16 protein-coding genes and 1 riboswitch are annotated in these 15,835 nt (G+C 72.8%); of the genes, 6 read left to right on the top strand and 10 right to left on the bottom strand.

Annotated elements, in window-relative coordinates; genetic code table 11:
- From ABT158_RS51285 to ABT158_RS07930, 3 genes are all read right to left on the bottom strand, one after another.
- Positions 1-708 (bottom strand): hypothetical protein, encoded by a 708-nt coding sequence (locus ABT158_RS51285; protein ID WP_502911491.1) that lies wholly within the window; start codon positions 706-708, stop codon positions 1-3.
- Positions 709-883: 175 nt separating this feature from the next.
- Positions 884-1,018, bottom strand: a riboswitch (cyclic di-AMP (ydaO/yuaA leader).
- 165 nt (positions 1,019-1,183) lie between these two features.
- Entirely contained in the window at positions 1,184-1,384 is a 201-nt protein-coding gene (locus ABT158_RS07925; RefSeq protein WP_352323331.1) for a DUF5302 domain-containing protein, read from the bottom strand.
- Positions 1,385-1,431: 47 nt separating this feature from the next.
- Positions 1,432-2,886: an MDR family MFS transporter gene (locus ABT158_RS07930; protein ID WP_352352021.1), complete on the bottom strand. Its 1,455-nt coding sequence runs from the start codon at positions 2,884-2,886 to the stop codon at positions 1,432-1,434.
- A 56-nt stretch (positions 2,887-2,942) separates the two neighbouring features.
- Here ABT158_RS07930 and ABT158_RS07935 point away from each other — a divergent pair, with 56 nt between their 5' ends.
- From ABT158_RS07935 to ABT158_RS07950, 4 genes are all read left to right on the top strand, one after another.
- Positions 2,943-3,440, top strand: a complete 498-nt coding sequence (locus ABT158_RS07935) for a PadR family transcriptional regulator (RefSeq protein ID WP_352352022.1) — start codon at positions 2,943-2,945, stop codon at positions 3,438-3,440.
- An 84-nt stretch (positions 3,441-3,524) separates the two neighbouring features.
- A complete protein-coding gene (locus tag ABT158_RS07940; protein WP_352352023.1) occupies positions 3,525-4,529 on the top strand; it encodes a rod shape-determining protein in 1,005 nt (334 codons plus the stop codon).
- On the top strand, positions 4,526-5,095 hold the full coding sequence (locus tag ABT158_RS07945) for a DUF421 domain-containing protein (protein ID WP_352352024.1): 570 nt from the start codon (positions 4,526-4,528) through the stop codon (positions 5,093-5,095). The genes ABT158_RS07940 and ABT158_RS07945 overlap by 4 nt, the downstream gene beginning before the upstream one ends.
- Before the next feature lie 90 nt (positions 5,096-5,185).
- Positions 5,186-5,650 (top strand): hypothetical protein, encoded by a 465-nt coding sequence (locus ABT158_RS07950; RefSeq protein WP_352352025.1) that lies wholly within the window; start codon positions 5,186-5,188, stop codon positions 5,648-5,650.
- 16 nt (positions 5,651-5,666) lie between these two features.
- On the opposite strand, the gene ABT158_RS07955 is transcribed toward ABT158_RS07950, so the two are convergent.
- From ABT158_RS07955 to ABT158_RS07970, 4 genes are all read right to left on the bottom strand, one after another.
- Positions 5,667-6,881, bottom strand: coding sequence for an ABC transporter permease (locus ABT158_RS07955; RefSeq protein WP_352352026.1), 1,215 nt, complete (start codon positions 6,879-6,881; stop codon positions 5,667-5,669).
- Entirely contained in the window at positions 6,881-7,627 is a 747-nt protein-coding gene (locus tag ABT158_RS07960) for an ABC transporter ATP-binding protein (protein WP_352352027.1), read from the bottom strand. The genes ABT158_RS07955 and ABT158_RS07960 overlap by 1 nt, the downstream gene beginning before the upstream one ends.
- A gap of 68 nt (positions 7,628-7,695) precedes the next feature.
- Entirely contained in the window at positions 7,696-8,826 is a 1,131-nt protein-coding gene (locus ABT158_RS07965; RefSeq protein ID WP_352352028.1) for an efflux RND transporter periplasmic adaptor subunit, read from the bottom strand.
- Positions 8,826-9,341 (bottom strand): hypothetical protein, encoded by a 516-nt coding sequence (locus tag ABT158_RS07970; protein WP_352352029.1) that lies wholly within the window; start codon positions 9,339-9,341, stop codon positions 8,826-8,828. The genes ABT158_RS07965 and ABT158_RS07970 overlap by 1 nt, the downstream gene beginning before the upstream one ends.
- Before the next feature lie 135 nt (positions 9,342-9,476).
- On the opposite strand from ABT158_RS07970, the gene ABT158_RS07975 reads away from it, so the two are divergent.
- Both ABT158_RS07975 and ABT158_RS07980 read left to right on the top strand, forming a co-directional pair.
- Positions 9,477-10,133, top strand: coding sequence for a response regulator transcription factor (locus ABT158_RS07975; RefSeq protein ID WP_352352030.1), 657 nt, complete (start codon positions 9,477-9,479; stop codon positions 10,131-10,133).
- Entirely contained in the window at positions 10,130-11,317 is a 1,188-nt protein-coding gene (locus ABT158_RS07980) for a sensor histidine kinase (RefSeq protein ID WP_352352031.1), read from the top strand. Before ABT158_RS07975 ends, ABT158_RS07980 begins: the two co-directional genes overlap by 4 nt.
- A 5-nt stretch (positions 11,318-11,322) precedes the next feature.
- Here ABT158_RS07980 and ABT158_RS07985 read toward each other — a convergent pair whose 3' ends face one another.
- Genes ABT158_RS07985 through ABT158_RS07995 form a run of 3 tightly spaced genes read right to left on the bottom strand, consistent with a single transcriptional unit; the run spans position 11,323 to position 15,826 of the window.
- Positions 11,323-12,270 carry a hypothetical protein gene (locus ABT158_RS07985; RefSeq protein WP_352352032.1) on the bottom strand — a complete coding sequence of 316 codons (948 nt, stop codon included), beginning with the start codon at positions 12,268-12,270 and terminating at the stop codon, positions 11,323-11,325.
- The gene (locus tag ABT158_RS07990) at positions 12,267-14,687 is read right to left on the bottom strand and encodes an AAA family ATPase (protein WP_352352033.1); all 2,421 of its coding nucleotides are present in this window, start codon (positions 14,685-14,687) and stop codon (positions 12,267-12,269) included. The genes ABT158_RS07985 and ABT158_RS07990 overlap by 4 nt, the downstream gene beginning before the upstream one ends.
- Positions 14,687-15,826, bottom strand: coding sequence for an exonuclease SbcCD subunit D (locus ABT158_RS07995; RefSeq protein WP_352352034.1), 1,140 nt, complete (start codon positions 15,824-15,826; stop codon positions 14,687-14,689). The genes ABT158_RS07990 and ABT158_RS07995 overlap by 1 nt, the downstream gene beginning before the upstream one ends.
- Positions 15,827-15,835: the final 9 nt, after the last annotated feature.

Below are 15,835 nucleotides of genomic sequence, written 5' to 3' on the forward strand. Positions count from 1 at the left end.
TCAGTCGTTGAGGAGCTTGCGCAGGCGCTCGCCGCCGAGCACCACGCCGCCGCCGGCCAGCACGAGCACGCCGGCCATGACGGTGCCGCCCATCGCGACGGTCTTCCCGACCTGGCCGCCGGCGGAACCGGCCGCGTCGTCGGCGGGCTTGTCGGCCAGCACCTTGGGGGGCTCGGCCGGGTTGTCGTCGTACCTGCCCCACGCGCCGGTGGAGAAGGCCACGGGGTAGTTCTTCTTGCCCTTGCCGTCGCCCCACTTGGTGATGACGTAGTCGATCTTGATGTGGCCCTGGCCGCCGTTGCCGTCCACGCCGAGCGTGTCGGGGTTGAAGGTGCCGCCGGTCAGCTCGGCGAAGGTCTTGGCGTCGAGGTCGAGCATGACGCCACGGCTGGAGGGCTCGCCGGGGCCGCGGTCGCCCACGAAGAACGGCATCTTCTTGCCGTTGTAGGTCACGTAACCCTCGGTCATGAGGGGCCAGCTCGGGCTGGCGGCCAGGCCCTTCTGCATGGGCTTGCCGCTGGCGGGCAGACCGGTGTCGCCGGCCCGGCCGGAGGAGTCGTCCCAGAAGTACGAGGCCTTCGTGGAACCCTTGAGCAGGATCTTCTGGTCGTCGCCGGTGTCGGCGTGGGCGCCGGTGGCGCAGATCGTCAGCGCGCCCATGGCGGACACGGACAGCAGGGCGAGAGAGCGCAGGCCAAATCGAGACATGAAGCAGTGAAGTCCTTCGCGAGGGGACAGGGGGAACGCGCGTGACTACGGTGCGTAACCGGGCAGAGCGCCGAAAAGGTGGTTACGCGGCGCGTGGGGGAAGTCAGGGAAGAGACCGCTCAGCAGGCGGTCGTCACTACACTGTCCGGGGGTACGACGAGGTGGTACATGCGTGAAGTCCTCTCCATCTCGCCTACCGGGTTAGCTGACGGGTTCGGGCGTGGAGATGCCCTACCGGCACATGGCCGGATTCACCCCAATGAGATGGGTCCCCGGTTCCCGACACGTCGGGATTCGGCGCCAGCTGTCGTCCCTCTCCTGGTAGGGACTACGCCACCAGCTGGTAATTGGTTAAGACCGTACCCAGAGATTCGGACAAATACAAACGAATCGTCATGAACCGGGTAAAGATCTACCTATCGAGGTAAAGAGAAAGGGGGCGCGGCATGCCGCACCCCCTGCTAAATCGGGCCTTTCAGCCGCCGCTCTTGCGCCTGAAGGATCTTTTACTCGCGGCCGGACCGTGCGCCCCGTGGATCTTCGACGGGTCCACGCCCCTGCCACCCGCGGCCGAGTCGGCCTGCTGCCCGCGCTTGCGTTCCAACGCCTCGCGGAACTTGCGCTTCATCTCGTCCTCGGGAGTCTCGCTGACTTCCGGCTCCGGTGTTTCCGCCATGAGGACCTCCTGGTTCTGGGGACATCCACAGCTTCGCACGACGTCGCTTACGACGCGAAACCGGCCTCCACTCTGTTTTCCGCCGCGGGCGCCTGCGCCAGCCGCCTGCCGGGCATCATGACCAGCGCGACCAGGGCGATCACCGCGCCCGCCACGCCCAGCGACGGGATGACCACGGCCGCCGCCGAGGCGTGCGCCGCCGCGAGCCCGTGGACGGGCGCGTCCGTGGTGATGACCGACGTGTACGCGGTGCCGGCCAGCGCCAGCGCCACCGAGCCGCCGATCTGCCGGAAGAAGGTGAGGTTGGCCGAGGCCGTGCCGATGTACCGCGGCGGGACGGCCTGCTGCACGGCCACGGTCAGCCCCGACAACATCGGCCCCATGCCGAGCCCGAGCAGCGCCATCCATCCGGCCAGCAGCAGGCCGTCGGTGCGCACGGTGAGGTTCAGGCAGAGCAGGCTGCCGGCCACCAGCAGGAACGGCGCCCCGACCAGCCACGGCTTGTACGTGCGCGTCCTGGACATCAGCGTGCCCATGAGCGCGCTGCCCGCCACCATGGCCAGCGTCATCGGGTAGATCCTCAGCCCGGACTCGGTGGCGCTGACGCCCAGCGCCTGCTGGAAGTAGCGCGGCAGGAACACCACGCCGGCGTACATGCAGAAGGCGGTGAAGAAGGAGGTCGCGTTGACCAGCGTGTACGTGCGGTCCCGGAACAGGTGCATCGGCATGACCGGGTTCGCCGCCCGCAGCTCGACCAGCACGAACGCGGCCAGCAGGACCAGCGCCAGCAGGATCGGCCCGGCCACGGACGGGGAGGTCCAGGAGTTGCCGTCCAGGCCCTTCTCGGTCAGGCCGAGCAGCAGGGCGCTGATGGCGACGCTGAACACCGCGATGCCCGCGTAGTCCGGCCGGCCCCCGCCGCCGGTGCCCGGACGGAACGGCAGCCGCAGCACCACGATCGCGATCAGCACGATCCCGAGCGGCACGTTCACGTAGAAGGCCCACCGCCAGCTCGCGTGGTCGGTGAACAACCCGCCCAGGAAGGGCCCGGCCAGGTACGTCAACGCCATCACGCCGCCGAGCGCGCCCTGCACGCGGGCGCCGTTGCGTCCGGGCGGGAACATCTCCATCACCAGGGCCAGCGACAGCGGCAACAACGCGCCCGCGCCCAGCCCCTGCACGGCGCGGAAGGCGATCAGCTGGGTCATGTCCTGGGCGAGCCCGCACAGCGCCGATCCGACGACGAACACCGACATCCCGACGAGCAGCAGCGGCTTCCTGCCGTGCTGGTCGGAGAGCCGGCCGTACAGCGGCACGGTCACGGTGGAGGTGAGCAGATAGGCCGTGACCACCCAGGTGTAGAGGCGGGTGCCGCCCAGCTCGCCGGTGATGCGGGGCAGCGCGGTGCCGACGATCGTCTGGTCGAGCATCGCCAGGAACATCCCGCCGAGCACCGCCAGCAACACCAGCCCGTTGCCCTTGGTCTTCATGTCATTCGTCACAGGTGAAGATTGATATGTAAGAGCTGACATGTCAAGCCTTCGCTATGCTGGCGGACATGTCCCTGCGGATCGCGCTCCTCGGCCTGCTCGCCACCAAAGGCCCGGCCAGCGGCTACGACCTGGCCAAGAAGTTCGAGCACTCGCTCAACCACGTCTGGCAGGCGGGGCACACGCAGATCTATCCGGAACTGGTCAAGATGGCCGCCGACGGCCTGGTGACGGTCGAGCACGAGGGCGCCCGGGGCCGCAAGATCTACGCCATCACCGCCGAGGGCCGCGCGCTGCTCACCGAGTGGCTGGTGGGCCACGACCCGTCGGCGACCGTGCGCAGCGAGACCGCCCTCCAGGCGTTCCTGCTGGCCCTGCTCGACACCGAGCAGGCCGCCGCCGTGGTCGAGCGCATCAAGGCCCACTTCCAGGCCCGCCTCGCGGTGCTCGACTGCCAGCCCGAGGGCCTGTTCGGCAAGTACGCGCTGTCCCTCGGCCTGCACCAGGCGCGCTCCGGCATCGCGTGGGCCGACGAGACCCTGGCCGCCCTGCGGCGCGAAGGGTAAAACGGAACTCTGCGGTTCCTGGTGTTGCGTTGGAGAAGCGCCGGATATACACCCAGGCATGATGCTCAACCTCCCAGTACGGCGATGAGCCTCCTGGGTCGTGACCTGGCGATCGACCTCGGCGCGGCCGGCACGAGGATCTACGCCAAGGGCAGGGGCATCGTGCTGGACGAGCCGTCGGTCGTCCTGCGCGACAGGCAGACGGGCAGGGTCGTCGGCTTCGGCGCCGAGGCCCTGGACGGCGCGGACGGCGCTGACGGCGCTGGCGGCACGGACGTCGAGACGTACTGGCCGATCAGCGACGGCCTGCCCCAGGACGGCGAGCTCGCCCGGCGCATGATCAGGCACTTCCTGCGCAAGGTGCACCGGCACCCCTTCCCCCGGCCGCGCCTGGTGATGGCCGTGCCCGACGAGTTCACCCCGATCGAGCGGGTGGCGCTGCGCGACGCCGGCTTCGAGGCGGAGGCCCGCGGGATCCTGCTGGTCAAACACGCGATCGCGGCCGCGCTCGGCGCGGGCCTGCCGGTCCGCGACGGCGCCGGGCACATGGTCGTCGACATCGGCCGGGACGCCGCCAGGGTGGCCGTGCTCTCCTGCGGGGCCGTGGTCGCCGCCGGAACCGTGCGCGGCGGCGGGAACGCCGTGACCCGCGCCGTCGCCCGCCTGGTCGAGGACGAGCACGGCCTGCTGGCCGACGAGCGGGAGGCCGAGTCGGCCAAGCTGCGCGCGACGCGGGAGCCGACCGGGAACGTGCTGATCCGCGGCAGGGACGCCGGCACCGGCGAGGAGCGCGCGGTGGCGCTGCCCGCGGCGCGGGTCCGCGAGGTGGCCGTCCAGTCGGCCGAGCACATCGTGCGGGCCGCCGAGTCCACCATGGAACGCTGCCCTCCCGAGCTCACCGCCGACCTGGGCGAGCGCGGGATGGTGCTGGTCGGCGGCGGCGCGCTGCTGCCCGGTCTGCGCCGGCGGCTGCAGGAGGGGCTGTCCATGCCGGTGCGGCGCGCGGAGCGGCCCAGCGACTCGGTGGCCCTGGGGCTCGGACGCTGCGTGGAGGACCTGGGGCTGATCGCCAAGCTGAGGCGCCGGTGAGCGACCTGTTCGACCTGGGGGTCTCCGTCGCCGACAAGACCGTCAGGACGATCGCCGTCTACGTGACGATCGCCGTGCTGCTCCGCATCGCCGGCAAACGCGGCATCGCGCAGCTCAACAACTTCGACTTCGTGGTCATGCTGCTGATGAGCAACGTCGTGCAGAACGCGATCATCGGCCCGGACAACTCGCTGGTCGGCGGCCTGGTGGGCGTGGTGATCCTGGTGGCGGTCAACTCGGTCGTGGTGCGGCTGGCGGCGACCGTGCCCTCGGTCGGCAGGGTGTTCGAGGGCACGCCGGTCGTCCTGGCCCGCGACGGGCACTTCATCCCCTCGGCGCTGCGCCGGATGGGCGTCCGGCAGGCCGACCTCAACGTGATGCTCCAGCTCCGGGGGGCCGAGAGCGTCGCCGACACCGACCTGGTACGCCTGGAGCCCGGCGGCTCGCTGCTGGTCCGCCTGCGCCCCGAGGAGGAGGACGCCGAACGCGGCGACCTGGAGGACCTGTGCCGGCGCCTCGACCGCATCGAACGCAAGCTGGACGGGCTGTCATCCGGCCCGTCCTGAGAATGCGCGGCCGGACGCCCTTTTGATATCGGCCATTAATATTGCGTTAATCCCGCTGCGCTCGGAATTGATCTCCGATATCGTCCCAACGTGCGCCTGGCTGGTCGCTCGGTCGTGTTGTCCGCGGTGCTTGTATGCGTCGCGGTCGCGGCAGCCTGTACCTCCGGCCGCCAGTCCTCCTTCGAGGAGGCGGCCAGGCAGCTCACCGCCGACACCGACACCCTGCTCACCAGCGCCGCGCTGCACGTGTCACCGGCCGGCCGCTCCGACGAGACCGAAGACCGCTCGTGCGTGCCGGGCCAGGTGCGCCGGCTCGTCCGGGCCGAGGGCGAGGCGTCCGACGCCCCCGACGGCCTGCTGCACACCCTCCAGGACATGGGCTACGACGAGATCGTCGAGGATCTCGACCTGCGTGACGAGACCCCTGTCGTCTCCGTCGTGCGCAACCCCCGGACGAACCTGACGTTCGAGCTCACCGTGCTCGACGGGCCGAACGTCAGGATCGTCGGCAGGACGACCTGCTACTCCCCCGCCCCCGAGTCCGCCCTGTCCTGACCCGGGGGCGCTGGTCTCAGGGCGCCGACAGCGCCTCCGTCGGCGACAGACGGGAGGCGCGCACGGCCGGGTAGAGCCCGGCCACCGCGCCGATGAGCAGCGTGGCCGCCAGGCCCCCGACGGTCGCCCACGCGGGCACCACGGCCGGCCACCCGCGGGAGAGGGCGTAGCCGACGGTGACGCCGGCCCCCAGCAGGATCCCGCCCGCGCCGCCCAGCGCGGACAGCAGCAGCGACTCGGCGAGGAACTGGGTGCGGATCTGGCCGCGCGTCGCGCCGAGCGAACGGCGCAGGCCGATCTCCGCGCGGCGCTCCAGCACCGAGATGACCATCGTGTTGGCCACGCCGACCCCGCCCACGAGCAGCGCCACCGCCCCGACACCGAGCAGCAGCCCGGCGAAGGCCTGGCTGGTCGCCTGCTTGGCGGCCAGCGCGTCGGACGGGCGGGAGACGTCCACCTCGTTGGCCGCCTCGGGGTTGGCCGTGCCGGCCAGCACCGACCGCACGTCCTCCAGCCTCGCCTCCTGGGAGCGGGTGTAGAGCGTGGTCGGATGCCCGTCGAAGTCCAGCCTGGACTCCGCGACCGGCCAGCCGACCAGGGCCGCGCTGTTCAGCTCCTCGGCCAGGGGCACCGGGTCGAGCAGCCCGACCACCGTGAACCGGATGCCGCCGATCACCACCTGCGTGTCCGGGGTGACCGTGCCGATGCCGAGCCGCTGGGCGGCGGCCGAGCCGAGCACGACGGCCGGGTAGCGTTCGGTGGCCGCGTTGAGCCAGGTGCCGCGGCGGACCGTCGCGCCCACCGTCGGCAGCAGGTCGAGGCGGGCGGCGATCGTGACCAGGCCGTTGGTCTGGGGCGTCGGGATCTCCTCGCTCCGGTAGACCTTGGCCTCGGGCACCTTGCCCGTGGACGAGACCGACTCCACCGGGCCGATGCGCTCGATCATCGCCTCGGCGTCCGTCGGCATCTGGGCCGCCTCGCCCATGAGCGTGGTGCCGGAGGAGACGGTGAGCAGGTTGGTGCCCAGCGCGGACAGCGTACGGTCCAGCTCGGCGCTGGAGGAGGACGAGATGCCCACCACGCCGATCATCGCGGCGATGCCGATCGCGATGCCCAATGCCGACAGGAACGCCCGCAGCGGGCGCGTACGCAGGCCGACCGCGCCCACGCGCATCACGTCGCGCGGGCGCATCCTGGCCGGGGAGAGCCGGGGACGCTCCAGGGTCGCCATCACGCCACCTCGGATTCGACGGGCTCGCGCACGTACCGGCCGCCGCCCTCGTCCCCGGCCCCGCGCCGCTCCGCACCGGATCCGGAGCCCGAGTCGGAGACGATTCGGCCGTCCCGCATGCTCACCTGGCGGGGGAGGCCGGCGGCGATCTCCCGGTCATGGGTGATGATCACGATGGTGGTGCCGCTCCCGTTCAGCTCGTGCAGCAGGTCCATCACGCCGGCGCCCGACACCGAGTCCAGCGCGCCGGTGGGCTCGTCGGCCAGCAGCAGCGGCGGGTCGCCGGCCACCGCCCTGGCGATGGCCACACGCTGCCGCTCACCGCCCGACAGCTCGTGCGGCTCGTGGTCGACGCGGTGCCCGAGGCCGACGCGGCGCAACGCCGTCCCGGCCCTGCGGCGGCGTTCGGCCGGCGGCAGGCCGGTGTAGATCAGGCCGTCGGCCACGTTGTCCAGGGCGCTGACCTTGGCGGCCAGGTGGAAGTGCTGGAAGACGAAGCCGATCGTGGTCGCGCGCAGGGCCGAGAGCTGGTTGTCCGACAGCTTGGAGACGTCGTAGCCGTCGATCTCGACGTGGCCCGCCGACGGGCGGTCGAGGGTGCCGACGATGTTGAGCATCGTGGACTTGCCCGAGCCCGACGGGCCGACGATGGCGACCAACTCGCCGTGCCGGACCTCTAGCGACACCGAGTCCAGCGCGGCCACCCCACCGGGATAGCTCCTGGACACACCGGTGAGCGCGATCATGGCCCGCCCCGTGACGGAGGTCCGCGCAGGGGGTGGGGTGGGGGTTTCGGGGGAGTTCGGGGTGGGGGTCATTTCGGGATTCCCACGGTCATGCCGTCGGTGAGCCCGTCGCCGGAGATCTCGACGCGGCCACCGGCGAACAACCCGGTCCGCACGGCGACGTACCGCGACCTGCCGCCCTCCACCACCTCCACGCCGAACCCGCCCTCCCGCAACGCGACCAGCGCCGACACCGGCACGGTCAGCACGCCCTTCCGCCGGTCGGCGGTGAACGTCACCTTCACCGCCGCCCGGTCCAGCCCCTTGGCGGCCTTGGCGTTCCCCAGCGAGACCTGCACCTCCAGGCGGGTCTCCGGGTCGGCGTTCTGCCCGTCACCGGGGTCGATGATCGTGGCCACCTCGGTGATCCGGCCGGTCACGTCCTTGCCGTCCGGCATCGTGACCGAGACCTTGGTGCCCTTCCTGGCCATCCGCTGGTCCTCGGCGGCCAGTTGGGCGGTGACGACCTTCTTCGTGCCCGTGTAGGTGAGGATCTTCTGGCCGGGGCCGGTGGGCTGGCCCTGCTCGGCCTCCAGGCTCTCCACCCGGACCTTGCCGGGGGCGAAGACGACCCGTCCCAGCTCCACCACGCCGGTCTCGTCGAGGCCGCGGTCCTCCTGCCACTCCCGCACCGCCCGGGCGGTGTCGTAGGTGTACTCGTCGTCCACGGTGAAGCCGTCGTAGCCGAGCTCGCGCAGGTTGCGCTCCAGGTTCTCGACGTCCTTGCCCTCGCTGCCGATCCGCAGGTCGCGGTAGGCGGGGGTGGTGCCGTACAGGAGCATGACCGGCTTGTTGTCCAGGCGGTACAGGGACCGGCCGCGGGTGATCCGGTCGCCGCTGTCCGGGAGCCAGGTGACGGTGCCGGCCTTCCTGGCCATGGCCGTGGTGACCGGGCCGTAGCCGAGCTCGCCGTCGGCGTCCCTGGTGTCGTTCAGCGTCTGGCGGGCGACCGGGGTGGTGGCCGGGGGCAGCGCGCCGGCCGACGCGGACGGGGTGGCGCCGCCGTCCAGCACCCCGCCGGGATTGACCGCCAGGACCGCCGCCCCCGCGACGGCGGCCACCCCGATGAGGGCGAGGACCGCCCGCCCGCCGCGGCGGCGGCGGGCGCGGGGGGAAGGGGCGTCCGGCTCGGCCTTTCCGTCGATGGTGGCCGTGCCCATCAAGAGCCCCCCTGTCCCCCGCCGATGTTCATCCGGCACTTCTCCTGCGCGGCCTTGAAGTCGGGGTCCTCGCCCACCTCGGGCGTGATGCGCACCATGCCGCCCTCGGGGTCGGGGAACGCCTCCACGCCGTTGTCCCGCATGCACTGCGCCTGCTTGCGCATGTCCTCGGCCTGCTTGGGGTCGCCGCCCTTGCCCAGGTTCATGCCCGCGGGCTGGAGCGCCTTGCAGGCGTCCATGGCCTTCTGGACCTTCTCCGGGCCGCCGGAGCTCTTGTCGAACTTCATCTGGAGCCGGCCGTCCGGGCCGGGGTCGGCGATGTCCAGGCCCTGTTCGCGCAGGCAGGTGGTGTACTTCACGGCCTGCGCGTTGCGGTCGGCGGTGGCCGTGGCGCCGGCCGTCGGCTTGGCGCCGGTGCCGGTCACCGACGCCACGTCCGATCCGCCTTCCTGGGCGCCGCACGCCGTCAGGAGCAGCGCGGCCGCGGCCAGCGCCATGAGGGATCGTCCTCGCATGAATGTTCTCCTCCATCGAAAGCCGGTGGCCTTACGAGGGGAGATGCAATACGCGGATGTGTTTCTCCAGCGTTTCCATCTCCGGCTTATCCGGATCAAATGCCACCCGCGCAAGAATCGAGCCGGAGGTACGGAATGCGGGTTCTGGTGGTGGAGGACGAGCGCGTGCTCGCCGGCGCGATCGCCGAATGGCTGCGCGACGAGACCCACGCGGTCGACCTCGCGCACGACGGCGCGGCGGCCCTGGAGCGGATCGCGGTCAACGACTACGACGTGGTCGTCCTGGACCGCGACCTGCCGCGCGTGCACGGCGACGACGTGTGCAGGGAGCTGGTCGCCTCCGAGTCCGACGCGCGGGTGCTGATGCTCACGGCCGCCGCCCAGCTCGACGACCGGGTCAGCGGGCTGTCCATCGGCGCCGACGACTACCTGTCCAAGCCGTTCGCCTTCCCCGAGCTGGCGGCGCGCGTCCTGGCGCTGGGACGGCGCTCGCGGCCGGCCACTCCCCCGGTGCTGCGCCGGGCCGGGATCACGCTCGACCCGGGGCGCAGGGAGGTGTTCAGGAACGGGCGGTTCGTGCCGCTGTCGAAGAAGGAGTTCGCCGTCCTGGCCGAGCTGATGCGGGCGCAGGGCACGGTCGTCTCGGCCGAGCACCTGCTGGAGAAGGCGTGGGACGAGCACGCCGACCCGTTCACCGGCGCGGTGCGGCTGACGATACTCAAGCTGCGCCGCAAGCTGGCCGACCCGCCGGTGGTGGAGACGGTGCCGGGAGTGGGGTACCGGATCGCATGAGACTGCCCCACCCCACCCTCAGGCTGCGCCTCACCCTCGTGTACGGCGCCCTGTTCCTGGTGGCGGGGCTGGCCCTGCTGGGCGTCACGTACCTGCTGTTCAACCAGCAGCTCACGGAGTCGTTCGAGAACCGGTTCCCGGTCAACAGCGCCATCCGCAAGAACATGATCTTTCTCAAGCAGGACGGCGTCGAGCTGTCCGGCCCCGCCGCCGTGGACTGGCTGCGCCAGCAGGAGCTGCGCCTGCGCGAGGCCGCCGTCGCCTCGCTGCTCACCCAGGGCGCCATCGCGCTCGTCGTCGTGTGCGGGACCGCCGTCGGGCTCGGCTGGGTGGTGGCCGGACGCGTCCTGGCCCCGCTGCACCTGGTGACCGAGACCGCGCGGCGGATCGCCGCCGCCCCCATGGCCGAACGCGGGCTGCACGAACGCATCGCGCTCGGCGGCCCCCCGGACGAGGTCAAGACGCTGGCCGACACGTTCGACACGATGGTGGAACGGCTCGACCACTCCTTCGACGGCCAGCGCAGGTTCGTCGCGAACGCCTCCCACGAGCTGCGCACGCCCCTGACGCTCAACCGGGCCCTGGTGGAGCTGGCGATGCACCGGCGTACCGCCTCCGACGACGTCAAGGAGCTGGGCGAGAGCCTGCTGCAGATCAACGCCCGCCACGAGCGGCTCATCTCGGGCCTGCTGCTGCTGGCCCGCTCCGAGCAGGAGATCACCGACCGCTCGCCGGTGGACCTCGCCGACATCGTCTCGCACGTGGTCGCCCAGACCGCCCGCGCCGCCGAGGAGGCGAACGTCGTCGTGAAGGAGGAGGCCGGGCCCGCGCCGACCGCGGGCGACGCGCTGCTGCTCGAACGCTTGGTGCACAACCTGGTCGAGAACGGCATCCGGCACAACCTGGGTGACGGCGGATGGGTCCGGGTGGTGAGCCGGACGGCGCCCGGCGGCCTGGCCGAGGTGGAGGTGACCAACAGCGGGCCCAGCGTGCCCCCGTACGACGTGCCGCTGCTGTTCAAGCCGTTCCACCGGCACGGCGCCGAACGGGTGGTCACCGGGATGAGCGCGGGGCTCGGGCTGTCGATCGTGCGCTCGGTGGCCGTCGCGCACGGAGGCGACGTGACGGCCCGCCCGCGCGAGGGCGGCGGCCTGGTCGTCACCGCCACCCTCCCGGCCGGCTGACCCGGCTACTGGTGGGCGGCCGTGCGCAGTGAGCGGTAGAGCAGGCGCGGGTCGCCCAGGTGGTGGCGGAGCAGCTTCTCCAGGCCGCCGATCGGGACCAGGTTCTGGGGGGCGCGCGGGTCCTTGTAGTCGACGCCGGCCAGCCCCGGCAGGGCCAGCGTGACGGCGTCGGCCAGCTCGACGACCTGCGCGGGGTCGAGCTCGGCGCCGGCCTCGCAGCGGGCGATCCCCGCCCACGGCGCCGTCGACTGGACCGGCAGCCGCAGGTACCAGGCGTGCCGGCGCCAGCTCGTGCCCATGAGGAACACCGGCGTGCGCTGCCCCGGCGTGAGCGCGGCCACCACGGCCGACTGCGGCTGCGGCAGGTACGCCGCGTGGTGCGTCTTGATGTAGCCGACCGTACGGGGCAGGTGGGTGCGCCCCCGCAGCGGGCCGTCCACCAGCAGCAGGTCGTCGCCCAGCGACCGGTGGCGGACCGCGAGGTCCACCTCCAGCTGGGTGACCTGGCGTTGCAGGGCGAGCGACAACTCCTCGAAGCTGGAGTCGGCGGCCTTGTTCGGCAGGTAGGAGGCGTGCGCGGTCTTGACCTCCGGCGCGTACGGCGAGGCCGAGATCAGCGTCCTGTTGACCTCGATCGCGGCCAGCTCGGCCCCCTCGCGCCCGCAGCGGACGATCCCGGCGGCGTAGGAGGCGGCGATCCCGGGGACGGGCATCGGCAGGTCGGGATCGTGCACCCACACGCGGGCGTCGATCCGGCGCACCCCGTCGGCGACCAGCAGCGTCTCGGGGGCGGCGGCGCCTGGGCCCGGCGTGACCGGCTTCCAGTCGGCGGCCGGCCGCTCGATGTCGAGGACCAGCTCGGCGCTGGTGGCGCCCAGCTCGGACAGGGCCTCGACGGCGATCGCGGCGGCGTAGCCCGGGTCCCAGGGGTCGACGGTGAAGCCCGGGGTCACGGCCCCACCTTGCGCACGTGCGAGCCCTTCGCGTCGCGCAGCACCTCGAAGCGCGCCGGCACCCGGTCGGCCAGCGCCGGGACGTGGGTGACGACGCCGATCATGCGCTCCTGACCGGCGGCCAGGCGTTCGAGGGTGGTCGCGACGGTGTCGAGGGTGGCCGGGTCGAGGGTGCCGAAGCCCTCGTCCAGGAAGATCGAGTCGAGCCCTCTGGCCACGGCCCCCGACAGCGCCAGGGCCAGGGACAACGCGGCCTGGAAGGTCTCGCCGCCGGACAGCGTGCGGGCGCTGCGCCGCAGGCCGGCCTCGCCGTGGTCGATGACCTCGATGTCGCCGGTGCGTTCGCCGAGCGCCAGCTCGTACTGGCCGTCGGACAGCTCCATCAGCGTCTCGGACGCCGCGGCGACCAGCACGGCCAGCGCCTCGGCGCACAACCACCGCTCGAAGGCGTTGGCCCGCAGGCGCAGCGCCAGCTCGTGGGCGACCTTGGCCTCGTGATCCTTCTCCGCGACGGCGGTCTCCAGCTCGGCGGCGCGCCTGCGTTCCTCGCGGACCCGTTCGAGGGCGCCGTCGGCCCGCGCGACCGCCCCGGCGACGGCCGCGCCGAGCTGGTCGGGAGTGGCGTTGCGCGGGACGGTGACGCCGTGCTCGGCCAGGCGTTCGGTCAGCCGGTGGCGTTCGGCGGCGAGCCGGGCGGTGGCCTGGGCGAGCTCCTGCTCGCGCTCGGCCAGGGCGGCGCGGGCGGCCTCGGCGGCCCGGTCGCGCCAGCCGAGCAGCTCGGTCCAGGCGCGGTGGAGGTCGTCGCGGGTGAGCGGCGGCGGGGCCTGGCCGGAGGGCGCGAGCACGAGCAGCCGGTCGCGAGTGGCCGCCAGGGTCTGCCAGGCGCTCTCGGCCTGCCGTTCGACCTGTTCGGCGGCGGTACGGGCGCGTTCGAGCTTCTTGCGCGCGTTGCGCGCGGCCGTACGGGCCTCGGTGGCCAGGGCCTCGGCCTTGGCGATGGCGGCCAGGCGGCCTTCGATCTCGTTGCGGTCGCCGGGGGCGGGCAGCGCGGCCAGCTCGGCGTCGAGCCTGCCCGACTGCGTGGCCAGCATCGACGCCGACGTCTCGGCCTTGGCCAGGGCCGCCCGGCCACGGGTCGCGTGGTCGCGGGCGGCTGCCAGGGCGCGGTCGGCGGCGCCGAGATCGGCGGGCCGGTCGTGGCGGGGCAGCTCGGTGAGCGGGCGCAGGCAGAGCGGGCACGGCTCCCCCACGGCCAGCCGGTGGCTCAGACCGGCCGCGGTGTGGGCGTCGCGCAGCCGTTCGCGCTCGTGCTCGGCGTCGGTCAGGGCGCATTCGGCGTCGGCGACCGCGGGGGTGAGGCGTTCCAGCGCCGTGGCGGCCTCGGCCGCCGCCTTGCGGGCGTCGGCGGCCTGGGCGGTGAGGCGCTCGCGGGCGTCGAGGGCGGCCAGCGCGGCCACCGGCTCGGCGCGGTCGCCGAGCGCGGCCAGCGCCTCGAACGCCTCGTGCTCGTCGGCCTCCACGGAGGCCGCCTCGGTCTCCAGCGCGGCGATCGCGTCGGCGGCCTCGCGGCGGGCCGAGGCCAGCGTCGGCACCGCGGGCGGCATGCGCAGCGCGGCCAGCGCCGACTGCCGCTCGGCCACGGACGCGCGCTCCTGCTCGGCCCGCCCGATGTCGGCCTCGCGGGAGCGCAGCAGGTCGAGGTCGGTGTCGATGGTGCCGGCCAGCCGCCGCAGCGCGGCCAGCCGGTCGGCCAGCTCGCGTTCGGCCTCGTCGGACGCGCCGGCCAGCTTGGCGAGCTGGTCGCGGGCGAAGGCGGCGGCGTTGCGCGCGGCCTCCTCGTCGCGGGCGGCCCGCTGCCTGATCAGCTCGTAGACGTCGGCGTCGAGCAGCTGCACCAGCAGGTCCTGGCGCTCGCGCGGCGCGGCGTGCAGGAACTCGGCGAACCGGCCCTGCGGCAGTACCACGCACTGGGTGAAGAACTTGTACTCCAGGCCGGTCACCCGCTGCACCTCGGGCGTGACGTTCTCGCCCTCGGCGAGCGGCTTCAGCACCATCTCGTACGCCGCGTCGAGCGGCGCCGCCGGGTCGAGCTCGTCGATCCTGGCCTCTTTGGTACGGACGGTGCCCTTGGCGTCGCGGACCAGGGAGCGCACCACGCCGTAGCGACGCCGGTCGCTCTCGAACACCAGCGCCACCTTGCCCGAGCTCGCCGACGGCGCCAGCGCGTGGGCGATGACGTTCTCCTTGCCCCAGCGCGGGACGGTGCCGTACAGGGCGAAGCAGATGGCGTCGATGATCGTGCTCTTGCCGGCGCCGGTCGGGCCGACCAGGGCGAAGTACTCGGTGTCGGAGAAGTCGACGGTGGCCGGCTCGCGGAAACTGCCGAAGTGGTCGAGGTGCAGCAGCAGGGGACGCATCAGCCGGTCACCTCGTCGTAGAGCCGGTCGAACAGGGCGGCGACCTGGTCGTCGTGGCGGCCGGTCGCGGTCAGGTACTCGCGGAACAGCTCGCGCGGGCTGCGCGCGGCCGACCCGGCCCGGCGCACCGCGGGCACCGGCCGGAACCGCTCGTCGAGGACGACGTCGACCGAGCCGGGCAGCAGGTCGCGCACCTGGTCGGACAGGCCGACGCGGGGCTTCTCCTCCACGATCACCTTGAGCCAGTCGTCGCCCGCCTCCAGGCCCTCCAGCTGCTCCAGCGTGCCGCGGACCGTGCGCAGCCGGCGCGCCGAGGCGAACGTCAGCTCGCGCACCACCGCGGGCCGCCCCGGCGTGACCTCCACCAGCAGTGCGCCCGGCGTGTTGCCCTCCTCGCCGAAGTCGACGGCCAGCGGCGAGCCGCTGTACCAGATCGGGCACGGGCCGGGGATCTGCTGCCTGCGGTGCAGGTGGCCGAGCGCGGCGTACTGGGTGGAGACCGGGAAGGCGTTGGACTCGAAGTAGTAGGAGAAGATCGACTGGGCCTCGCGCTCGCCGCCGCCGAACGCGCCGCCCGGCAGGGTGCCGTGCGTGGTGATCAGGTTGACGGTGTCGCTCTGGAAGCCCGCGGTCAGCGCGCCGACCAGCTCGGAGATGCGGGTGGCGTAGTCGCGGTTGTGGTCGGCGGTGGTGCCGGTGAGCACCTCCGCGGCGCGTACGACATAGCGGTGGGACAGGAACGGCAGCACGCCCAGCCGCACCGGCTCCCCCGAGCGCGCGGTGAAGGCCAGCGTGCCGCCCGCGTCGGGACGGCGGAAGACGCCCACCACGTGCATGCCGAGCTTGCCGAGCACCGGCCGGTAGACCTCGAAGAGCTGCGGGTTGTCGTGGTTGCCGGCCAGCACCACCACGTCACGGCCGTCGCCGCGCAGCGCCATGAGCGCGTTGAGCACCAGCGACTGCGCCTCCGGCGTCGGCGCGGAGGTGTCGAACAGGTCGCCGGCCACCACGACCGCGTCGACGTCGTGGGTGCGGGCCGCCGCGACCAGCTCGCGCAGCACGGCCCGGTGCTCGTCCATGCGGGAGCGGCCCTTGAGCACCTTGCCCACGTGCCAGTCCGCGGTGTGCAGGAATTTCACCGAGCTCCC

This window comes from Nonomuraea sp. NPDC001636, from assembly GCF_040298265.1.
Lineage (GTDB): Bacteria > Actinomycetota > Actinomycetes > Streptosporangiales > Streptosporangiaceae > Nonomuraea.

Bases quoted from the DNA above. Each gene is read 5' to 3' on its own strand.
- ABT158_RS07970 (WP_352352029.1), bottom strand. From the start codon at position 9,341: ATGCGAGGACGATCCCTCATGGCGCTGGCCGCGGCCGCGCTGCTCCTG.
- ABT158_RS07990 (WP_352352033.1), bottom strand. From the start codon at position 14,687: ATGCGTCCCCTGCTGCTGCACCTCGACCACTTCGGCAGTTTCCGCGAG.
- ABT158_RS07980 (WP_352352031.1), top strand. From the start codon at position 10,130: ATGAGACTGCCCCACCCCACCCTCAGGCTGCGCCTCACCCTCGTGTAC.
- ABT158_RS07975 (WP_352352030.1), top strand. From the start codon at position 9,477: ATGCGGGTTCTGGTGGTGGAGGACGAGCGCGTGCTCGCCGGCGCGATC.
- ABT158_RS07940 (WP_352352023.1), top strand. From the start codon at position 3,525: ATGAGCCTCCTGGGTCGTGACCTGGCGATCGACCTCGGCGCGGCCGGC.
- ABT158_RS07960 (WP_352352027.1), bottom strand. From the start codon at position 7,627: ATGATCGCGCTCACCGGTGTGTCCAGGAGCTATCCCGGTGGGGTGGCC.
- ABT158_RS07955 (WP_352352026.1), bottom strand. From the start codon at position 6,881: ATGGCGACCCTGGAGCGTCCCCGGCTCTCCCCGGCCAGGATGCGCCCG.
- ABT158_RS07935 (WP_352352022.1), top strand. From the start codon at position 2,943: ATGTCCCTGCGGATCGCGCTCCTCGGCCTGCTCGCCACCAAAGGCCCG.
- ABT158_RS07925 (WP_352323331.1), bottom strand. From the start codon at position 1,384: ATGGCGGAAACACCGGAGCCGGAAGTCAGCGAGACTCCCGAGGACGAG.
- ABT158_RS51285 (WP_502911491.1), bottom strand. From the start codon at position 708: ATGTCTCGATTTGGCCTGCGCTCTCTCGCCCTGCTGTCCGTGTCCGCC.
- ABT158_RS07965 (WP_352352028.1), bottom strand. From the start codon at position 8,826: ATGGGCACGGCCACCATCGACGGAAAGGCCGAGCCGGACGCCCCTTCC.